Origin of the sequence: Dietzia sp. KRD202, assembly GCF_017168155.1 — a bacterium.
GTDB lineage: Bacteria > Actinomycetota > Actinomycetes > Mycobacteriales > Mycobacteriaceae > Dietzia > Dietzia kunjamensis.
This window is the reverse complement of the sequence record NZ_JABFAN010000019.1, coordinates 440,836-460,028: the sequence shown is the minus strand read 5'-3', so window position 1 is coordinate 460,028 and position 19,193 is coordinate 440,836. Positions and strand designations below refer to the sequence as shown.

The following is a 19,193-nucleotide window of genomic DNA, read 5'->3' as shown; positions in this document are numbered from 1 at the left end:
AAACTGGCTGTTCAAACAAAAACGCGACCCCCACGACAGGGATGTGAAAGGGTCGCAACCAAACAAAAAATTTGGCACTATCACAAACAAAACACACTGTTGAGTTCTCAAACAACACCCACACACCACTGACCAGCCATCCGAAGACAACCAGCTCGCGGGGCAGTCACTGCAATCCGCCACCCGCTCGGGGCAACTTCTCCAGCGTAGGTGACCCGCCCGCCCCAGTCAAACCAGGAGAACCGGACACCCACACTTTCCCACCACCCGAACCAGGCCCTCGCCTCTCGGCTCCGGCCCGCTCCCTGGCGGCTCCGATAAAGTTACACGGGAGTGTCGACGAAACCAAATCGGGCCTGTTTCCGCAGGTAGGTCGCTTTTTCACTGCATCGAGCCGCGTCGGTCCGTCCGGGGCGCCGTTGGGATCGCGCTACTGCCGCCACTGCGGGCTCTCGAGTAAGACCCGCTGTATCGCCCGCCGAGTCCATCGGCGTGTCGCCTGCCCTGCGGATGTCACGATGTACGCCCGACCGGGCGGTGGCCGGCGGTTTCTAAAGAACCCAGCCCGCCCGGTGGAATACGGCTCGTTCGGCGGAGGGGCGATGCTGGCCCCTTCCAACGGACCCTTCACCGTCGTCCTGCTGCGTGGATACTGGAGGGCTCTCGTCGGAACGGCCTCGCTAGGTGAACAAGCCAGCCGAGATGACCACACTGGGCCCCGCGCCCAAGGAGGAGTCCCAATCGGGAACCGGTGTAATCCGTGGCGCCCGACCCCCCGCTCGGGACGGGGTGTCAAAGGCGGACGCGTAACGCCACCTACGTAGCGGGCGGCTACTGACCCCACCCCCACTGGTCGCGGGTCTGTGCGGTCGTGGTGTCGCGACACCTCCCGCCCGGGTGGGAGTGTTCGCCGAGCGGTCGGATCTCGGCATGGTGGACGAAGTTCGATATCCGCGACCGGCGAGACCGTCTCGGCGACGCTGTGTCCCCAGTCGCACTGCGCCCTCTTCGAGGCGGCGGGGTTCGACCTTCGCTCGTGACGGTGGGCCTCGAGCTGCCAGCGCCGTTTCGTTGCACCGGTGTCGAACGGGTATGGCCGACATCGTCGATGACGAGCGACGTGCGGGGCCGTAGCTCACTCACCTCGGATTCGAGATGGCTCTCGGTCTGCGTCGCAGGAAACCCGGACTGCCATACGTCCGCGGTGTCGAACTGCACTGGGTAGCCACCGGCGTTAGTAGTGCCCCATAGAGTGGTGTAACTCGGTGGCCGAGATCGTCTGCGATTCCGTGTTGTGTACGGATGTAGAGCGGCCACCGTGTGATCCTTCGAGTCAACCTTCTACCGAATCCTCGAACGGAGTGACGCCTCGAGCACCTCCGCGGAATCGCCCTGGGCTTCCGCAACCTCAAGCACTACATATTGCGGTCGCTCATCCACTCCGGACAGCTCCAGAACCGGATCAACGCACTCTAAATCCGGAAGGGCCGGTTTACCGCCGCCCGCTTCATCGCTCTCACGCGAGCAAGACTATGTAGCAATCCGCAAGGCGACCAAGTACGCGTCCCTTTCCTCCGGTCTTACGCGGGTAATCAATAGGTCGGGGTGACCGGTGCGTGCGATCCGGGAAGTCAGCTAGGGGGCGACGACGGCGACGTTGACGCACTCAGAGCTGGCCGCAGTGCCCGTGAGAGGACACGTCGACACTCTCTCAATGCGGTAGTTGCTGCCCCGCTTGGGCCACCTGCCGATAGGCCCTTTCCGAGGCACCGGTCAGCAGCTCAATGAGTTCCGACCAGGTGGTCTCCTCTTTCACCGTCGAGTACCGGTACCGGAATTGTTCGCCGTACTGCAGCCAATCGCGCTTGCCCGAGTATGGCTCCAGCAGTTCACCGAACTCCTCGAACCCGTCGTCAAAGGAGAAGTATCCCTCGTTCTCATCCTCAAGGATCTGACCTCGTTGGCTGGGATCGATCCTCTTCCACTCCTTGTCGCCGATGATGCCGACCAAACGCAGTTGTCGCCCCTCGAGCTGCCATCCGAGCTGCCGCGTGACCCGCCCGGATTTGTACTCAATGAAGTGCTGGACAATCCCTGCTTTGCTGCGAGTAGACATTCCCGCATCGACCCGGGCGCCATCCGCTCTCTCCCCCGCAGCATTGAGCCGCTCTCGTATGCCCTCCGCACACCGTGTCATCTGGAGCTTCTTCACCACGCTTGCGAGCCTCGACTTCTCTAGCGACTCCTGCAGCGTTGCCTCCAGCCAGAACGGCGAATTCACATCGCGCTGGGGGTCGTACACGGCCGCGAGATCGACCAGGTTCGCAACCATTTCCGCGTACCGCGTCACCACGTCGCGATCGCTACCCTCCAGGGCGTTGATCGTCTCCTGCAATGCTGGCAACAGTTCGCGGTAGGTGACGCACCTCCAGCGCCCCGAACCGACACGGGAAGTCTCGAAGACCGGCGGTATGAGCGTGAGGAGTATCCACTGGGCATTGTCTCCAAAGCCCTGCTTCTCCAGCCTCTCGGAGTACCGCGCCAACTGTTCCGCGTCGGGGAGCGCCATGACCTTGTTCTCCAAGAACAAATGGCGCTCTGCGCTTTTCACATATAGGTCTACCTTCTGATACTCGCGGAAGGCGGCGTCCGGCGTCTCCAAGCCGAACAGCTCCCAGATCGCGGCGGAGGCGTCCGGAGCATTGGTGGCCAACCAGTAAAGCATGTTGCTATGGAATAACTCCTGGCCCGCCGTGGACAGCTGGTACATCAGATCCTTGCCCAAGGCGGCGATCACCTCGGGCCCTGACCTCACACCGTGATCAGTCGCTGCGTCGACGCTCGCTATGTCACTCATGTGGCAAGTACATCATCAGCAAAGGCGGAGCGACGCGAGAAACAGGTCACCAGGTCTCCGGTGACGCCTAACAGCTAGCGGTGCCCGAGCTCTGCCCTCGCATCCGGCCGTCACCGCCCCCCGCGCAGCTCGTGATACTCCTCGGTGGTCATCTGCACGAGCCTCGAGCACCGGCCGTCCACGTTGTCCACGTAGCCGATCGACCGCACGTAGGGCGCGATCACCTGCACCTTCTGCAGCGGGGTGACGATCAGCAGCTGGATGCCGAGTTTGGCGAACAGCTCCAGCGCGTAGCGGGTCGAGGAGTCGGAGCCGCGGCCAAAGGCCTCGTCGATCACGGCGAAGCGGAAGTCGCGGGCCTTGTCGGCCCCCCATTCCAGCCCGAACTGGTACGCCAGCGACGCGGCCAGGATGGTGTAGGCCAGCTTCTCCTTCTGCCCGCCGGACTTGCCGTCGGAGTCCCGGTAGTGCTCCCATTCCTGATCGGTCTCGCGGTCCCGCTCGGAGGCGGAGAAGGTGTACCAGTTGCGCACGTCGGTGACGCGCGAGCGCCAGGCGCGGTCCCCGTCGCTGTGGCCCTCGCGGCCCCGCAGCCGCTCGAGGATGGCCCGGACCTGCTCGTACCGCTCCTCGGAGTACTGCCCCTCGCCGCCGAACGCCTGGTCGGTGACTCCCCGTAGGTCGGCGCGGAACTGGCGGACCTCCTGGTTGACCGTGTTCTCCCGGTCCAGGCGCACGTACCGGCCGGGGTTGAAGTCGATCGCCCCCAGCGCCTCGTTGGTCTTCTCGATCTTCTGACCGATGTCGTCGGCCTGGCGCAGCAGCCAGTTGTGGAAGCCGGCCAGCTCGCGGATCGTGTTCTTGCGCAGTTGCTCCTCGAACTCGCCTACGAACCGCGGGAGGTCGTCGTCGGCCAGGCGGGCGTGGAACCGCACGAACTCGTCCCGCGCGGCGATCGAGGCGTCCATCTCCTTGGTCTGGTCCGGCCACCGCCGGCAGATCTCGGCCATGGCCTGCTGGATGCGGGTGGTCAGGCCGTTGAGCTCCCGCTGGGCCCGCTCCACGTCGGCGTCCACGGCGTCGCCCAGCGCCTGCTCGGCGGTGTGGGCCTCGTCCGCCGTCTGGGCGTACTCGGCGCCCTTGTCCTCGGTGTAGCCCAGGCGCTCGCGCAGCTGCGGGTACACCTCCCGGGCGGCGTAGAGCAGCTCGTCGTCGAGCTCGGCTAGGGCGCGCTGGTCACGCGCCATCTGCCGGGTCTCGTGGTCGATGCTGCTCTGCCAGCGGCTGCGGTGATCGGCCAGCTCCCGCTCGTCCTCCGCCAGCGCGGCCCTACGGCTGTCGAGGTCGGCCAGCCGCCGGTCGATCTCGGCCATCTCGCTGCTGCCCTCGACCAGTCGGCGCCGCTCCGCCTCGGCGGACTCGGCGCGCTCCTTGGCCCCGGCCCAGTCCAGGTCCCGCCACGTGGTGTACTCCGCCAGGCGGATCAGCGCGGTGCGCGCCTCCCCCAGCGTGGCCTGGTCGCGCACGGCGGCGTCGAGCCGGGTGGCCCGCTCGGCGACCTCGCCCTCCAGCTGGGCGCGGCGGGCCCGCAGCGCGGTCACCTTGTCCTCGGTCCGCCAACCCAGCACCCAGCCGCGGGCGTCGGTGGCCGACTGCCGGTCGTCCTTGACGTGCCAGCCGCGGGACCGGATCTGCCCCTGGATGGTCACGGCGCGATCGGCGGCGCGGAACTCCTCCATGGTGTCCGCGCACCGGTGGTCGGCGCGGGCGTAGAGCTCCTTGGCCAGGTAGGCCCGCAGCGGGGAGTCGGCGATCTCGATGGTGTCGGCCAGCAGCAACCCCGCCGCCTGCGGCCGCTGCAGCGGCACGTGCCGCTCGGGCACCCGCTCGTAGACCAGCCGGACGCCCACCTCGCGCCCGTCGGAGCGGCGGGCGGTGAGCCGGCGCGAGTTCACCCACTCGGACACGCCCGCGTACAGGCTCTCCGGCACCAGCAGGGACAGGGCGAACCCGCGCAGCACCCGCTCGGCCGCGCCGCGCCACTGCGCGTGCTCCTGGGCCACGTCCATCAGCTCACCGGCGAAGGGCAGGTCGGCGGCGTCCACGCCGAGCCCGGTGCATAGCTGGTCGCGGACCTGCAGCTGCTCGGCGGGGATGTTGCTCGAGCGCCCGGACACGCTCTCCAGTTCCTGGGTCACCTCGCGCAGCAGCCGCCGGCGCTGGCCGTGGTCCATGACCAGGGCGTCGTGCCGGGTCTTGAGGTCGGCGGCCAGGGCGTCGAGCTCGGCCTGGCGGGCGGTGACGTGCTCGGCAAGGCGGGTGAACCCCGCCTCGTCGGTCACCGGATCCAGTCCGGCGCGGTGGAGGGCGTCGGTGAACCGATCCCGACGACGACGACGCTCCTCGAACTGCTCCCGCGCAGCGGTGGCATCACGCTCGAGGTCACCCACGCGATTGCCGCCGGATTCGGCGCGCACGGTGACCAGGCTGTCGCGCTCGGTGGCCAGCTCCTGCGTCCGCTCGCGCATGCGGCCCAGCTCGGCGACGGCGGTGGCGACCTCGTGGCCCAGGGTGTCGATCTCGGACTGGCGCAGGCTCAGCCGCAGTTCGGCGTAGTAGGGCCGGATCGCCATCCGCTCGTCGCGCAGCCGCTCGCGGCGCCGCAGGGCCGCGTCGTAGGTCTCGATCTGCTCGACCAGCGGCTCCAGCGCGTCGAGCTGGGTGCGGGCGCGCTTGACGGCGTCGTGGGCGCGGGTGAGGTCCTCGAAGTGCCGCAGGATCCCCTCGATCCGGGCGGAGGCGTCGGCGGGTTCGAGCATGTGGGTGCGGACGAACTCATTGAGGTCGCCCACCGACTTCATGGAGATGGTCTGGTGGAACAGCTCCATGGCCTGCTCGGACCGGATCCCCAGCAGCCGGCGCATCGCGCGGCCGTAGGTCGGGAAGTCCTTCTCCACCGCGGCGCCGGAGTCCTTGAGCCGGGTGAGCAGCGTGGACAGGTCGGTGCCGAAGTCGGTGAAGTCGCCCTCGATCGACAGCGCCCGGTCGGCGGTGACGAACCGGCGCCACGGCTGGCCGGTGGCGTCCTGCTGCTGGAAGACCTGCGCGAGGGTCACCTCGTCGCCGTAGCCCTCGTTGCGGAACACGCCCAGGATCACCGAGTACGAGCGCGCGTCCCGCAGCCCCACGGGCCGGACGGTGCCGGTGGCCTCGTTGCGCTCGGTCTTGTGGTGGCCCTCGACGTAGGACCGCAGCGTGCGCTCCTTGCGGGCGGCACCGGCGGCCTTGTTGTAGTCGATCCGGTGCGAGGGCAGCATCAGCGTGCTCACCGCGTCCACGAGGGTGGACTTGCCGCTGCCGATGTCGCCGGTGAGCAGGAGCGTCTCCCCCGCGGAGTCCAGGTGCCACACCCGGGAGTCGAAAGTGCCCCAGTTGAGGACCTCCAGCCGGGCCAGTCGGAACCCGGGGCGGCTGCCCGCTCCCAGCTCCACGGAGGAGAACAGTCCGCTGGTGGTGGCGCTCGTCAGGCTGCTAGTCATGCTGTGCCCCCGCTTCGGCGTACTCGGCGAGCTTGGCCGAGAAATCGGACAGGGTCTCGGCGTCGACGTACGCCTTGAGGATCCGGCGGACCTCCCACGTGCCCTTGCGGTCCTTGAGCTGGCGCAGGAACCCCATCCCGACCAGCCGGTTGATGGAGGCGTCCACCTGATGGGCCTCGCGGGCCTCGTCGGTGCTGCGCGCCAGGAAGAGTTGGATCATCTCCACGATCTCGTCGTGGGTGAGCACCAACTGCCCGGGATCGCCGGCGGACTCGAACTCGGCGAGCCGCTTGCGCAGCAGGACCAGCAGCAGGCTGTCGGCGTAGGTCAGGCTGCGGCGACGGATCACCCGGGGAAGCGCGTCCTCGCCCTCCGGGGTGTCGGCGGTGCGCAGGTAGGCGTAGCCCTCGTCGTCGTCGATCACCACCTCCAGGCCGACCACGGCGAAGTGGTCGCGGACAGCGCCCTGGTGGCGGACGAGGTCGTCCCAGGCGTCGGTCTCCTGGTAGACCACGCCCTGCATGAGGCGGATGGCGCTGACGGCCACCGCTCGTTCGGGGGCGGCGCGGTCGGGTCCAGCACTGTCGGATGCGCTGCAGTCGGGGGCGGCGCGGTGTGCCTCGCTCATCGGCGCCTGACCTCCAACCGCGGCATCACTGCACGCATGGACCTGCCGGCCTCGTGGTACTGGATCACGGTCTCCTCGTGCTCGTTGGTGGTCACCTCGAGGTCGTCGTCCTTGAGCGCCAGGTAGCCGACGATCTCGGCCGCCCCGTGCTGCAGGGGGTACATGGTGACGATGTCCTCCAGGCGGGCGGTGCCGCGGACCGGGATCAGCGCCCGGATGCGGGAGGCCAGGCGGGCGGGGTCGACGACGACCTGGTCGGTCAGCACCGAGGTGTCGACCTCCTCGGTGTCCACAGGATCGAGCAGGCTGTTGACCTCCGCGGCGGGCCGGGCGGTGAACAGCGGACGATCCGTGGGCAGCGCCACATCGATGCTGGTCTCCTCCAGCTCCAGGCCGAGGTCCGGGAGCTCGCCCTCGCGGACCTGCAGCGCCGAGGTCTCGATCTGGCGCACCAGGTCCAGCACCCGGCGGTTCTCCAGCCACACCTGGTCGTCGGTGAAGCGGCGTAGCTGCTCGGAGATGTTGCGGACCGTCTGCTGGGTGCGCTCCGCGGCCTCCGCCCAGCCGTGGTGCACGGTGCGCAGGCGCCGGTCCGCGCCGAGCTCGTCAATGCCGGTGAGGCGCTCGAGCAGCATGGACAGCTCCTCCTGGCCCGAGGTGGACAGCAGCAGGTCGTAGAAGTCCTGGAAGCTGCGGCCCTGGTCGGAGGAGTCGATCATGCTGCGGCCGTGGACGAGCTCGGCCAGCAGCTCGCCCTTGCTGCCCTGCCACGTGGCGATGCGTTCGCGCGCCGAGCGGTCCAGGGCGCGGAAGTTCTCCTCCACCTGGCGGAAGTCGGCCAGCAGCTCGCGGGCCGTGGTGGCGAACTGCTGGTAGCGCTCGCGGACCGCGGTGCGGTCCAGCAGGCCGGAGTCCGGATCCTGGCGGAGCTGGTCGATCTCCCGCTCGATGTCCTGCTTGCGGCGCTCGAGCTGGTCCAGGCGCTTGGCCGGATCGGACTCGGTGCCCTGGGCGATCTGGCGCAGCAGGTCCACCGCGGTCTGCAGGCGCGATTCGGTGCCCACGAAGGAGGTCTCGGCAAGGCCCTGCACCCACGCGTAGGCCTTCTCCAGGGCCGGGGTTGCGTCGTAGTGGATCTCGTCGGCACCCAAGGGGTAGAAGCGGCGCAAGAAGCCCGCCTCCGGGCCGGCCCAGTCCGCCAGATACTCGGCGGCCATGCGCAGGAAGCGCGGGTTCTGCGGATCCTGGGCGTTGATGGCGTAGAGCTGGTCGTCCAGCGCCGCCACCAGCTCGCCCTCTGAGCTGGCCCCGCGCCCCTCCTCCACAAAGAACCGGCCCAGCACCGTGAGCAGCAGCGGCGCGTGCGTGGCGCGCAGCATCCGCCAGGCGGGATGCCGCTCGCGCAGCGCCTCGATCTGCGCGTACTCCACGTGGGGCTCCTTGCGGGTAGATGGAATCGGCTGCGTCAGTCGTGGCGTGGAGGGCGGGTGGGCCCTGACGCGCCGGGGAGACAGCCTATGCCGGAGACCTCCACTCCTCGGAATCGAGAGTGACGCGCGAAGGCCCGATAATCGCAATGAGCAGCAATTATCGACCCACTCAGAGGTCGGGGCACTCGCCTATTCGAAGCGGAGGAGGCTGCGGGGCGGCGGCCGACAGGACCGGCAGACGTCGTTCCGGACGGGAGCCTGTCAACTTCACCCGCGCCCGAGAATCCGTCGAAACTTTTCCAGTCAATCGATTGGCTAGGTGTGTGATCGGATCCGTAGCCAATCCCGAAAAGGTGATCCGCCCACAGCCCATTCGCCCTCCGCAAGCCCCCTCAACGGGCCCGACGCAAAGCAAACCCCCATCAAGGGGCACATCGCGAAGGCCACCGCCCCTCTGGCGACCCTCGCCATCTTTGCCGGATGCTCCAGCAGCACGAGTCAGGTTGAGGCCAACGCGGACGGGCAGACTCCCCTGAAGGTCGGATACCAGGAGCAGGCAATCCTGAGACTGTTGGACTGGGTCGCCCCAGATCAGAGCCTGTTCGAGAACCGCAATCTCGATTTGAAACTCATCCCCAATCCCAGTGGCCAGAACGCGGTCGCCGCCGGCCTGCGTGGGGAGATCGCCGTCATGTACGGTCCCCGGAGCATCATCGTCACAGCATTGGAGCAGAGCGGGTGCTTCAAGGTCCTTACCTCAGGGCACCGCAACATCATCAACTTCGTCGCCCTGCCCACCCTGGACCTTTCTAGAAAGAAGTCCGACTCGTTCCCGGGCGGCCTCGCCGACCTGGCCGGTAAGAACGTCGGACTACCCAACCTCGGCAGCGCGACCGACCGGAACGCCCGCCGGTACAAGACAGAACAGATCGACCTGAACTCCTCACGCAGGTAGTCCGGACGCAACGAGGTCGAACGCGAGACCGCGGACTGGGTGAGGTGGTTCAACGGCAAGCGGTTACATTCCGCGATCGGCTACCGGCCACCTGTCGGTTATGAGGAGATGTACCGGTTCCAACTATGCGACCGGCCATCAGGCCGCCTAATTTAGCAAGACCCTCCAACGGAGCCAAGGAGGTTCAGTCCAGCGGCACCGTTCGGCGCTCCAGATCAGATCTCTTCCACCCGTGCAGCAGTCTCCGGTCAGTAGGAAGTAGGTCTTCCGAAATCTGAATCAGGACACCTGATCTGTTCGTTCTTCTATGGAGACGATGGTCCGTGCCTAATGTGAGGGTCAGGATGGAAATTCAGACGGCCCCAATCGCAATCGCCCAGGTCAATCCCACGCCAGCGGCAACACCACCACGCGAACAGCCGCATCTCCTCGTGACTCACTGCACATCAATCCGCACCCAGCTGGCAAGACGAGATTCAGCAAGAGAGGTGGAAAACCCTGCCAATGTTGGGCATCGAACCTCGCGCGGCTATGGCGCGCCTCTGGCCGTGTCGTAGGGCCCTGCTATACCTGGGTCGACCAACAGGTGCAAAGGAGCCCCTTACCATGAACCCTGACCTCACTTGCCGCGATGCTCGCCCGCTCGTCTGGGCGGATGCCTTTCCATGGCTCGCGGGAGCGTCCGGATCGAACGACGTTAACTGGTGGCAAGAAGAGATCGTCGACGCAGATCCCCTCACCTACCGATCACGGTTGGCAACTATCTCGGAACTCGCAATGGAGCGACTGACCCGCTGGACAATCGGCCAGATCTTTCCCGGGCTTCCGCCCAACATCGACCTGATGCAACTCCCTCTTCCCACGCGAGCAGTTAATGCTCTCGCGCGATTCGGAGGAGGCAGCTGCGCCGCTGGCCAGTTGATTACCATCACTCTTGACGAAATGCTGGACTGGAGCGGGGTCGGTATTGGGACCGTGGACTCGATCCTTCAAGAACTAGCCGAGCTTTCTACGTCTTTGGCCACACCGACGGTCACCTCCCGGAGAGAATCGCAGAGTCCCTCTGACGCCATCCCGCATGAACCGACGCAGCTCCCCGAATGGACGGTTTCGATAGTCGACGACCTGAACCACCTCGCCATGTGGTTCGTCACTGTCGGTTTGCCTACTCAGCGGCTGATCAGCGGCGACGTCCCGCCTGGCACTCCCGACGAGATCATGCAGGCACGCGCTCGCCTCGAGTCACTCACTCCACAAGCAGTTCTGCCCGCGCAACTGCTGCACCATGACGTGTCGGAGTTGTTCGATGACGCATTGAGGCAGTTGGAGCCCCGCGCTGTAGAGGTACTCGGTTCGAGGCTCTTCGCCGACGAGCCGATGACACTGGATCAACTCGGCCTCATCCACGGCGTTACCCGAGAGCGAATTAGGCAGATCGAAGGCAAAGCACGAGGCACTATGCTCAGCCTGATTTCAGATACCGGCCCGCTGGAACAGGTTGCGGACCGAGCCCGCGCGCTCATAGGGACAATTCGTCCGCTAGACGACTTACTGCAATTGATACCTGCTCTCAGACGAGTAGTGGCGTGTGTTGGACAGCCGGCGTGGCGGGTTCTTGACCGTCTGGACGACGCTTACGAGATCGAGGACGGCTGGTGTGCAGTCCCGACGATGAACGCCGCCCGCGAGCTCACCCAGACACAGCTATCCGAGCGATCCGACAAACACGGAGTAATTCGCCTAGACGAGATCGACATCATCAAGGCTAGCAACGCCGAAATTCGTCCCGCACTCACCGCCGAGTGGCTCTCCCATTGCGGGTATGTGACCCACGGCGATTTCGTCCTCACGAGAACGTCATCGGTGGGGGACTATGCGGCGGCGATCCTCTCCATCGAAGGAGCGCCCTTGAGCGCTCAGCAGATCATCGACCGTTTCATCTACGAACGTAGCGTTGGCTCGCTCCGCAATGCCATGGGCATCGATGACCGATTCGAGCGAGTCGACCGTGATAGCTGGGCACTCAAAGAGTGGGGCATGGAAGCGTACGGCGGAATCCGTTCTGTCATCCGGGAGCTGGTGGGACGAGGCGGCGGGCGGGCACGACTCAACGACGTCGTGGAGTACATCACCGCCCGGTACAGCGTGAGTAGCAGCAGCGTCATCGCGTACGCCGGAGCAGCACCATTCATCACTATCGACGGAGTAGTGCAACTTGACAGCGGTGATCGCTCAGCACGCAAAGCTCCGGAGAACACACGGCGAATGTTCCGGCGCCCAGACGGGTGGGCATACCGCGTCAAAGTCACCACCGACCACCTGCGCGGTAGCGGAACGGTCGCCCCATTGGCCGTCGCGGCGGTAACCAGTCTCAAGGCCGGGCAGTCGATCCAATTGGAATCCCGACTCGGTCCCCAGTCCATCTCGTGGACTGGTATCCAGCCAGCGTTCGGCACAATCCGTCGATTCCTCATGGAGGCGGATGTCGCTACCGGCACCGAGGTGTTCCTAATTATCAACGACAACCAGACGTTTGGTTTCGAATGCGCACCAGAACTGGGAGGTAACCCGCTGACCGATGCGCTTTCTCTCGTGGCCTCTCCGGCTCCCAGAGACTCCGAAGAGGCCCGCGTCGCCTTGGCGAGAGCAATCAAGCTTCCCGACGACTCCCCTGTGAGCAGCATCATCGGCGGCTATCGTTCGCGAGGAGACGACGAAGTAGCCGATCTGATCCTGGCAGCTCGTGAGAACTTGGAGACCGGACAGCTACCGGCCACGCGAACGGAAAGCGCGGACGTAGACGACATCATGGGGTTGTTATGACCGATACCTCCACGCACGGAGGCTTGCGTAGCCTTGAGCTATCGAACCGCTACAGAAGCAACCGCGGTGATGTAGTTCAGGATTTCTACGTTCCTGCTTTTCGGGTCGCCGCCAGCTACAGCAGGGCGGTAGGATACTTCTCTTCTACCAGCCTCGCGCTTTACTCTCGGGGCATCGAGACGTTCGCCGCCAGTGGCGGGGCGATGCGCTTGATCGCATCTCCCCACCTGACTGAAGAAGATGCTCTGGACATCGAACGCGGTTACGATATTCGCTCGGTGATCGCACGTAGTACCGACCATGTCTTACGAGCCGAAGACCGCGGTCCGGTACTCGACGGATTGGGTTTGCTCGGTCGACTCATCGCCGAGGGACGACTTGATATTAAGCTGGCGTTTGTCATGCGAGATGGCCACATCGGCATCTACCACGAGAAAATCGGCATTTTCAGAGATCCAGTGGGGGACCTGGTCGCCTTCACGGGCAGCAGTAACGAGACAGCAGGAGGACTTGCCGCCAACTTCGAGTCGCTTGAAGTTTATCGGGGCTGGTTAGAGGGAGACGGCGCCCGAGCTCTGAACCTCGAAAACGACTTCGAGGAACTGTGGGCGAACGAGACCCCCTTCTTGAGCGTGATCGACTTCCCCGAAGTAGCTCGATCACACCTCATCCGTCTCGGCCAAGAGCGTACGTTCATTCTGCCCGCTCGAGACAACGCCCTAGAGCCAACAGCAGAAGTCGTTGACGAACGCACTCAGCTGGAGATCCCAAGCTGGCTAACTGCCCGCGACTATCAGAAGACTGCGGTGTACTCATGGCTAAAGCACCAGGGCCGAGGCATCCTCAAGATGGCGACCGGAACCGGAAAGACGAAAACCGCGATGATGGCTGCCACACGGTTGGCGGAAGTATTGGAGCACCGCGGGGAGCCGTTGGTCCTGCTAATCCTTGCACCCCTACAACACCTGGTAGACCAGTGGATGTCCGAGGTGGTGGAGTTCGGCGTCCGCCCGGTTCCCATTTACGAGTCGAGCAAGAGGTGGCCGCCACTGGTTGAGGAGCAGCTTACTCAGATTAGACTGGGGCAGCGCCCGATCATCGCCATGGTCGCCACCTACGACTCGTTCTCGGGGGAAAAGTTCCAGGCGATTCTGGCCCGTATCACCCAGCCGATCATGGTAATCGCCGACGAAGCACACAACCTCGGCTCTCCTACGTATCGATCCCGCCTTCCAGCAAATGCAACGTATCGGCTGGCCCTGTCCGCAACCCCTGAGAGGTGGTTCGATGACGAAGGGACCGATGCACTCATCAGCTATTTCGGACCAATCGTATATGAGCTGGGATTAGGCGACGCCATCGAAATGGGCGCCCTCTGCCGGTACAACTACATTCCTCGGCTCGTTGAACTCGACGAGGACGAGACCCAACTCTACATCGAGCTTTCGGCCCACATCGCTGCCGCAATCGCAGCAGGACACGAACTGGACAACGACTCCAATTCTCCACTCGGCCTCTTGCTTCGCAAACGTGCCGGTGTCCTGGGCCACGCCCAAGGTAAGCTGGATGCACTGCGCCACGACCTCCGAGAACGGCGGGACACTTGGTACCAGCTGGTCTACTGCGCTGAAGGGACCCGACCCTCTCCCGCTGGCGAACCGTCGGGGACGAATCAACTTCAACAGGTAATGAATCTCGTCGGCAACGAACTACACCTGCCAGCGCACAATTACACCTCCAAGACCCCACGGTCGGAACGGAAGCTACTACTGAGCCGCTTCAGTTCCGGCGATGACCTGAAGGTGCTCGTGGCCATGCGTTGCCTCGATGAAGGAGTCGACATCCCGGATGCGCGTACCGGCTACCTATTAGCCAGTAGCAGCAACCCTCGCCAATTCATTCAACGAAGAGGCCGACTGCTCCGAAAAGCCGAAGGCAAAGACAGAGCTGAAATTCTAGACTACCTCGCCGTTCCCCCACCTGGAGCCCCCCTAAACTTCGATATCGAGCGCCGGTTGCTGACCCGGGAGTTAGAACGGGCGAACGAATTCGGTAAGTTGTCAGAGAACTACGAGGCCACCTTGAAGTTGTTGAGGCCTCTAAAGGAGCAGTACCAGCTAATGCATCTTTGAATCATATCGCCCGCATGAAACACTACCCCAGGGGCGCAAGAACGAGGGCGACGCACTGCCAGTGTCCCAATATCGCAAGAATCTGCGAATTAGGGGAAGATTCGGATCGACAAAAGACCTGGCAGGTTCAAGTGGATGAAACCGAACGAAAAAGGATACAGATGAGCAACAACGCCCGCACGGAAAAGCACGTGGTTGAGGACCTGAGCGTCGAAGAGCGTGCACTCCTCAAGCGCGTACTCGAGATAGAACGCGCGAAACTCCACGTCAGTGCGTTCGAGGCCACGGACGACATACTTGCGGCTGTGAAGGATATCATGCCATGAAACTTCACTCGATTATCCTCAAGAACTTCCGCCAGTTCAAGGGTCGGCAAACCTTCGACTTGCGATCCGACAAGGAAAAGTCGGTCAACCTGCTCTTCGGCGCGAACGGCGCGGGCAAAACCACTCTGCTCAACGCCTTTACCTGGGCACTCTATGGCGCGATGTCCGACGACGTCGAGCAGCAGGACAGACTGATCACAGATACAGTCTGGCGAAAGGCTGCCACCGGCGACACTGTCGAAGTGTACGTCGAGATCACCTTCGAACACGGCGCCCAGGATTACCGGATCCTACGTAGCATCGCACTTCGCAAGGAAGGCGATTACCAGGGTAAGGCGACTCCGGAGGTTCAACTCTGGACGACGAGACCCGACGGAACCTCGGAAGTCGTGCGCGCACCACAAGAACACATCCTCTCGATCCTGCCTCGCAGTATCAGTCGGTTCTTCTTCTTCAACGGTGAGCGAATTGAAAAGCTTGTCGAAAAGAGTGCATACAGCGAGGTGCAGAAAGACATCAAAGTATTGCTTGCTCTCGAGCAGGTCGAGCGCGCGCTGACACATCTCCCGAAGGTCGACCGCAAACTGACAGCTGACATTCGCAAGTATGGCGGTGACAAGGCCAGCGAGATCCAAGCGGCTATCGACCAGCTACGGGAGAACGAGTCCGAGCTGCGTGAGGAGCAGAAGATTCTCGAATCTACGTTGGCCGATTTGAACGATGAACGGGAACAAGTAACCGACCTGCTTCGCCAACACGACGCAGCGGCGCCGATCCAGCAACAGCGTGACTTGGTAGAGAAGAAGCTGAGTGAAGCCAGAAGCGGGCTCCAGCTGGCAACAGCGGAGCGTGCCACTCTGATTGCAACTCGAGGTTTCCTCGCTTTCACCGAGCACGTCTGTCAGTCAACCAACGAAATAGCCAGCGCACTGTACAGGAAGGGCGCCTTGCCGGCTCCGCTGAAGCGCGAATTTGTCGACAAATTGTTGGACGATGGCGTGTGCATTTGTGGAACAGAGCTCGCCGATCACAGTGAGGCGTGGCAGAAGGTCACCGCGTGGCGGCAGCGAGCCGGCCTCCAAGCGGTCGAGACCGCATGGCAGAAGCTCAGTGGCCAGATCGAGCCGATGTCTTCCGCCCGCAACGACCTACGCGACGGACTCGGGCAGATCATGAAGCGCATCGGGAAACTTCGGGACTCCATATCGGAGCTCGAGGAAACCATGTCCGAACTCGATGGCAAGCTGCGAGACAGTCGTATGGAGGACGTGCAGGCCCTGGAATCGAAGCGGATCGATCTCGAAGCTCGGCATGGTGAGAAACAGCGCCGGATCGGCGCGGTCGCGGGTGATCTACAGCGGATACAGCGGGACATCGAGCAGAGAGTCAAGGAGCGCAAGGGAGCAGAGGTTACCGACGATCTGGCCTCGAAGGCTCGAGCCAGGTCTGATATGGTCCAGAATGTCAGGAAGGCTCTCGAAGAGATTCTCGAGATCAGGTCTGAGGAAAAGCGTCAAGAGCTGGACGCTAAGCTCAAGGAAATCTACGGGAAAATCACCTTCAAGAACTACATACCCGCCCTGAACGAGTCTTTCGAGTTGACTCTTCACTCGGAAGAAGATGGCGTAAAGCTTCCCGTTCCTAAGTCGACAGGCGAAAATCAGGTTCTCAGCCTTAGCTTCGTCGCCGCAGTCTCACAGGTCGCTCAGGAAAACCGAAAGAACCAGCCCGAAGAAATGGATTCAGGCGCCGATTCCGGCATCTATCCGATAGTGATGGATGCTGCTTTCGGTTCCCTGGACGAAAATTACCAGAAAGAAGTCACCCGGGCACTTGCCACGTTGGCCCCCCAGTTGTTGGTGCTAGTGAGCAAGAGTCAGGGTTTGGGAAAGGTTGTCACTGAACTCAGTCCCTACGTAAGCCATCTTGGTGTGATCGAAGCACACAGCAGTCTGCCAGGCGCGACAAACGAAGATATCGAATTAAACGGGCACGCCTACCCCTATATCCGGAGCGATGAAACCGACTTCGCACTTCTCAAGGAGATCCAGTGAGCAGCGCACCCTCCGACGTTCGAGTACGACGTCCTCAAGAACATGAACGCCTCATGAAGGAACTGCAGGAAGAAGGTGGATTCGGAACTTTTCGCGACATACTGATACTCGCTGCTGCCATCGGTTTCTATTATTCGCGCAGGGTTACCTTCTCAGAGAGCGCCGGCGACCCAATCCGCTACGAAACGCTGACCGGACGTGCATTCAGTGAAGCCCTCATTAACATGATCGCGGCCAACGTGGTGAAAGATGATCCAGAAATTATGGATTGGATGCGGGTCGAGGAGCGCCTCTCCATATTCGAGGAGTTCGCGAACGGCGGATTGGAGTACATCCAGGAGCAGGTGAACGTTCGCCACCAGACCGCCGACCTTGTGGTGGCCGATCTGGTGTCAGAGGCGCTCAGCGATAGCAGCGGAGCAAGTCCAGCATCCGTAGATGAATTGCTGAGTGGCATTTCTACATGGTGAGGACCCGAATCCACTGACCTCTCTGACACGCCAGAGCCACACGGCAACATGCTCGGCACGAGCGAGTGACCGGGAATGGAGAGAAGAGACACCGTGGCCTGATTCCGTCGTCGAACGGACGTGCTCATCCCTGTTTCCGGTCATTCTTGATTAGTCGATGACCCCGAAATCCGGCCTGCGCACGGTCGAGTGTCGCCTGCCACCCCTTGAGCGTTCCGATCCTCTCAGGGTGCTCGTAAAGCCCAGCCTTGACCTCGGACTTGGTCAGGCGCTCATACAGCGGACGTCGCGCATCTCCCGCACCGAGAAACTCTTCTTTCCGATGGAGGAGCGGAGGATTCTCCGAGCGACTGTAATCCCGCCAGTCAACCGTCAGCTTTCGTAGGTTGACGGTGATCGCCGATCTCAGGACCGGGTGTGGGTCACGGTCGAAATCCGGGTACGTCAGGTACGACACCTGCGGCTCGGTGACCGATAGTTTGATCATGTTCGCACTGGGAACAGTCCCCGCGAGAACTCGAGCGCAACCTTCGTACACTTGGAGAACCGGGGGGATCTCGGCCATGGCGGACGTGTGGACATAGAGCGCACTGGGGGTCTGCTTCCCTATCGCGGAGCTTCGTGCACTGACGTGGAGGAGTGCGCGATCCCCACACGCGACCAGTAGACGGTCCGCTTGGTTGCAGACCTCTCTGTAACTCCCGAAGTGTGCTTTTAGATCCGTCGCGAGGGATCGGTCCAGCTGAGAGTACTTCGGTCGATTACCGAAGCGCGACAGCGCCACGTAGATGAGGAGTTCCGCTCGGCGCTGCGCTGCGACCGCGTCCCAATGCTCGTCGGTGGTCACCCGACGGATGAGCCTGTCAGCCCGTCCGATGCTTCCGAGGCCCTCCTGGATTGCAGCGACCTCATCGCTCTTCAGCTCACCGGTCCGCGGTAGCCTCGCGTGGTCCTGCATGAAGGTCAGCAATGGTGCGAGCGAATCCCGATTCGCCTCATACTGTGTCTCGGGGTCGATCGTGACACGCGGACGGTAGGTGTACACCCGCGAAACCACGAATCGTTGAGCGGCCGACTCTTCCCTGAAAACGTAGAAAATTCCCGGTGCGGCCGCATGTGGTTTGTAGCCGAGAGTGGACTCGATCCACGACGACAACTCCGCTTGATCGAAAAACTTCTGGAACGTCCCCGTACGCGTTATCAGTCCATCCCCCATCGGACGACCGGCGAGGTTGCGGGCGTCCCAGGACATTCGCGCCGCTACCACGAGGACTTCTCGGGCGAGTCCCCACGCTGATCGGAGGACCTCCGCTCGTTCCGACCGTTGCTCGATCACATTGATCACGTACCCCAGGTTCACGACCGAGGCTTCGCGTTTCTCCGCCGTTGGTCGGTGTTTGGGGTCCCAACCGTCGACCTGGTAGCCGAGTGTCTGCAGGTGGCGAATGTCGTCGCCCTTACCACAGCCGTAGTCGAAGACCGACGTCTCATGGGAGATCAGTCCGTCCGAGATCGCTGAGGCCATCGGGCGTGAGATCGACGCCCGGGTCAGCGCGGTCTTATGACGAGGGACCCCCTGATCGATCATGGCATCCGGGGTTCAGTGAGTGCGAAACCCGCGAATCCAGCGACGTCCGTGACCCGGGAATCACCGACGAGGTACCCGATGCCCCTGTGGAGGTGGAGCCGGAACTGGGTCGCGAGAGTGTCCTCGTCCAGCGGCAGTCCGTCGTTGTGGCACCGTAGGCGCAGCAATGCCCACAGCACGTCTCCGAAGTCACCGCCGAACGTCCGCCAGCTCATTTCCACGTTGCTGTCGAGAGTGAGTTTCATGTTCGGCGGCTTGGCCGGCTCGGCGAGCGAGCGGCACAGCGCCCAGCGGCACAATACGTTCCAGTGCTGGATCCCTGTTCGTCGCTTCAGGGTGATGAGTTGATCCCGAGCCTGCTGACTGACGCGCACATGTTCGATCGTCATGG

Annotated in this window: 12 protein-coding genes and 1 pseudogene; 7 read left to right on the top strand and 6 right to left on the bottom strand. The window is 63.1% G+C overall.

Annotated features, from left to right (window positions below; all coding sequences use genetic code 11):
- Positions 1–1,711 precede the first annotated feature (1,711 nt).
- From J1M64_RS17820 to J1M64_RS17805, 4 genes are all read right to left on the bottom strand, one after another.
- Positions 1,712–2,857 (bottom strand): PD-(D/E)XK nuclease family protein, encoded by a 1,146-nt coding sequence (locus tag J1M64_RS17820; RefSeq protein ID WP_206475004.1) that lies wholly within the window; start codon positions 2,855–2,857, stop codon positions 1,712–1,714.
- 110 nt (positions 2,858–2,967) lie between these two features.
- Complete coding sequence (locus J1M64_RS17815) at positions 2,968–6,396, bottom strand: ATP-binding protein (protein WP_206475003.1); 3,429 nt, start codon at positions 6,394–6,396, stop codon at positions 2,968–2,970.
- Positions 6,389–7,024, bottom strand: coding sequence for a DUF4194 domain-containing protein (locus tag J1M64_RS17810; protein ID WP_374220870.1), 636 nt, complete (start codon positions 7,022–7,024; stop codon positions 6,389–6,391). The genes J1M64_RS17815 and J1M64_RS17810 overlap by 8 nt, the downstream gene beginning before the upstream one ends.
- Positions 7,021–8,454, bottom strand: a complete 1,434-nt coding sequence (locus J1M64_RS17805; protein WP_206475002.1) for a DUF3375 domain-containing protein — start codon at positions 8,452–8,454, stop codon at positions 7,021–7,023. Before J1M64_RS17805 ends, J1M64_RS17810 begins: the two co-directional genes overlap by 4 nt.
- A 571-nt stretch (positions 8,455–9,025) precedes the next feature.
- On the opposite strand from J1M64_RS17805, the gene J1M64_RS20590 reads away from it, so the two are divergent.
- The 7 genes and pseudogenes from J1M64_RS20590 (at position 9,026) to J1M64_RS17770 (ending at position 17,214) form a co-directional block, all read left to right on the top strand.
- The gene (locus J1M64_RS20590; RefSeq protein ID WP_206475001.1) at positions 9,026–9,409 is read left to right on the top strand and encodes a hypothetical protein; all 384 of its coding nucleotides are present in this window, start codon (positions 9,026–9,028) and stop codon (positions 9,407–9,409) included.
- Between the two features lie 18 nt (positions 9,410–9,427).
- Positions 9,428–9,565: pseudogene (locus tag J1M64_RS17795) on the top strand (integrase core domain-containing protein); the annotation flags it as partial.
- Between the two features lie 450 nt (positions 9,566–10,015).
- Positions 10,016–12,232, top strand: coding sequence for a sigma factor-like helix-turn-helix DNA-binding protein (locus J1M64_RS17790; RefSeq protein ID WP_206475000.1), 2,217 nt, complete (start codon positions 10,016–10,018; stop codon positions 12,230–12,232).
- Positions 12,229–14,364 (top strand): DEAD/DEAH box helicase family protein, encoded by a 2,136-nt coding sequence (locus J1M64_RS17785; protein WP_206474999.1) that lies wholly within the window; start codon positions 12,229–12,231, stop codon positions 14,362–14,364. Before J1M64_RS17790 ends, J1M64_RS17785 begins: the two co-directional genes overlap by 4 nt.
- Positions 14,365–14,525: 161 nt before the next feature.
- A complete protein-coding gene (locus J1M64_RS17780) occupies positions 14,526–14,690 on the top strand; it encodes a hypothetical protein (RefSeq protein WP_206474998.1) in 165 nt (54 codons plus the stop codon).
- Complete coding sequence (locus J1M64_RS17775; RefSeq protein WP_206474997.1) at positions 14,687–16,744, top strand: AAA family ATPase; 2,058 nt, start codon at positions 14,687–14,689, stop codon at positions 16,742–16,744. The genes J1M64_RS17780 and J1M64_RS17775 overlap by 4 nt, the downstream gene beginning before the upstream one ends.
- Positions 16,741–17,214, top strand: a complete 474-nt coding sequence (locus J1M64_RS17770; protein WP_206474996.1) for a DNA phosphorothioation-associated protein 4 — start codon at positions 16,741–16,743, stop codon at positions 17,212–17,214. The genes J1M64_RS17775 and J1M64_RS17770 overlap by 4 nt, the downstream gene beginning before the upstream one ends.
- Before the next feature lie 124 nt (positions 17,215–17,338).
- Here the strand turns inward: J1M64_RS17770 and J1M64_RS17765 are convergent, their stop codons facing one another.
- Entirely contained in the window at positions 17,339–18,802 is a 1,464-nt protein-coding gene (locus J1M64_RS17765) for a DNA phosphorothioation-associated putative methyltransferase (protein ID WP_274601551.1), read from the bottom strand.
- A complete protein-coding gene (gene dndE, locus J1M64_RS17760) occupies positions 18,799–19,191 on the bottom strand; it encodes a DNA sulfur modification protein DndE (protein WP_206474995.1) in 393 nt (130 codons plus the stop codon). The genes J1M64_RS17765 and dndE overlap by 4 nt, the downstream gene beginning before the upstream one ends.
- Positions 19,192–19,193 lie beyond the last annotated feature (2 nt).